2 protein-coding genes are annotated in these 1836 nt (G+C 64.0%); one reads left to right on the forward strand and one right to left on the reverse strand.

Going from position 1 to position 1836, the window contains the following annotated elements:
• The first annotated feature begins 33 nt into the window (after positions 1 to 33).
• A complete protein-coding gene (locus EDC64_RS23315; protein ID WP_132036254.1) occupies positions 34 to 1077 on the forward strand; it encodes an IS110 family RNA-guided transposase in 1044 nt (347 codons plus the stop codon).
• A 395-nt stretch (positions 1078 to 1472) separates the two neighbouring features.
• On the opposite strand, the gene EDC64_RS23320 is transcribed toward EDC64_RS23315, so the two are convergent.
• Positions 1473 to 1836 (reverse strand): transposase (locus EDC64_RS23320; protein ID WP_165933874.1); only part of this gene is annotated, 364 nt, incomplete at its 5' end.

The raw sequence follows: 1836 nt of genomic DNA on the forward strand, positions 1-1836 counted from the left end.
TTCGTCGGCTCCAAGCATCATCGGAGGATGACCATGGACCATTATGCCGGGATTGACGTGTCTTTGGAAGCATCGAGCATTTGCGTCGTGGATGGCGCCGGGAAAATCGTGCGCGAGGCGAAAGTGGCGAGCGAACCGGAAGCGTTGATCCGCTGGTTGGGCTCGCTTGGGCTTGATCTGGCGCGGATCGGTCTGGAGGCCGGGCCGTTGTCGCAATGGCTTTACGGAGCGATGAAGGAGGCGGGCTTGGCGGTGGAGTTGCTGGAGACGCGGCATGTGCAGATTGCGCTCAAGACGATGCCGGTCAAGACCGACCGCAACGACGCGCGCGGCATCGCGCAGCTGATGCGGCGCGGCTGGTTCCGTCCGGTCCATTGCAAATCGATGGCGGCGCAGGAGACACGGGCGCTGCTGACGGCGCGCAAGCTGGTCCAGTCGAAGCTCCACGACGTTGAGATGAGTCTGCGCGGCATATTGCGCGGCTTCGGGCTGAAGGTGGGGCCGACGACGCCGAAGCGCTTCGCGCGGCGGATCGAGGAACTCGTCGCCGGGCATCCAACGCTGGAGTTCATCGCCAAGGCGCTACTTGCGGCGCATGCGGCCTTGCTGCGCGAGCTCGACATGTTCGAAAAGCGCGTTCGGGCGATGGCTCGAGAGGACAAGCGCGCCACGCTGATCATGTCGGCGCCTGGCGTCGGCGCGATCGTGGCGTTGACCTATGTTTCGGCGATCGACGATCCGGCGCGATTTTCCTCGTCGAAGCGGGTCGGTCCGCATTTCGGCCTGACGCCGAAAAAATATCAGTCGGGAGAAAAAGACGTGACCGGGCGGATCACCAAGATCGGCGACGCCGGCGTGCGCACGGCGCTTTATGAAGCCGCCAATGTCATACTGACGCGGCCAGTGAAGGGCGGCGGCCTCAAGAGCTGGGCGATGAAGCTCGCCAAGCGCGCCGGCATGAAGAAGGCGAAGGTGGCGCTGGCGCGCAAGCTCGGCGTGATCCTGCATCGCATGTGGATCGACGGGACGCCGTTCGACGCAAGGCGCGCGGCTTGCCCAGCTCCGACGGCGGCATAAGGAGGAGAAACGCAAGAGTTTCGGGCGGGCGGGCACCAGCCTTCCCGGAGCGTTCGTCCCTCGCCGGGACGATGGACGATGTCAGGCCGTACAGGCTCGAGTGGCGCAAAACCACGCGCAGCTAGATTGGCCGGCTTCATCCTCATCTTATCCCATCAAGTGGCGGCCCCCTGAGCTTCGGCGCCGACCACGGACAGAAGAGTGAACCGGCGAAGGGAGCAACGTGAGGGGTTGACAACGAAAGGCCCGTTACAGAAGGAGCCTGTCGGACTCGATTGATCGCGATTGCATGAACAGGGATGTGCCGGCGAAGATTACATGACCATGGTCCTTCGATGATGCAGTTCGATGTTTCGTTGCAGAAGCCGAGCCGTGCTGGAAAGGGCGCCGCGCCCTCAGGGCTGGCTGAGGGCGAACATTCGCTTCATGTTCCCGGCCATTGTGACCAGGCTCCACTCTCCCTTCACCTGTTGGAGGCCGCGCAGGTGGAATTGTCGAAAGCCCATGACCGACTTGATGATTCCGAACACGGGCTCGGGCGTCTGCTTGCGCAGCGCATAGAGCTTGCGGCCTTCCGGCGTCGCCAGCCGATACTGCATCGCCTGCACCGGCGTCGGGTCGTCCGGTTCCGGCGGCGCGGCGGCGAAGCGGTCCTTCCAGGATCGGTTGTGGCGCTCACGGCCCGGTGCGATCAGCGGCGTGATCTCGGTCTCGGCGCAGGCCTCGACATTGGCCTGGCTGAAATAGCCGCTGTCGGCC

This window comes from Aquabacter spiritensis (genome assembly GCF_004346185.1).
GTDB classification, from domain to species: Bacteria; Pseudomonadota; Alphaproteobacteria; order Rhizobiales; family Xanthobacteraceae; genus Aquabacter; species Aquabacter spiritensis.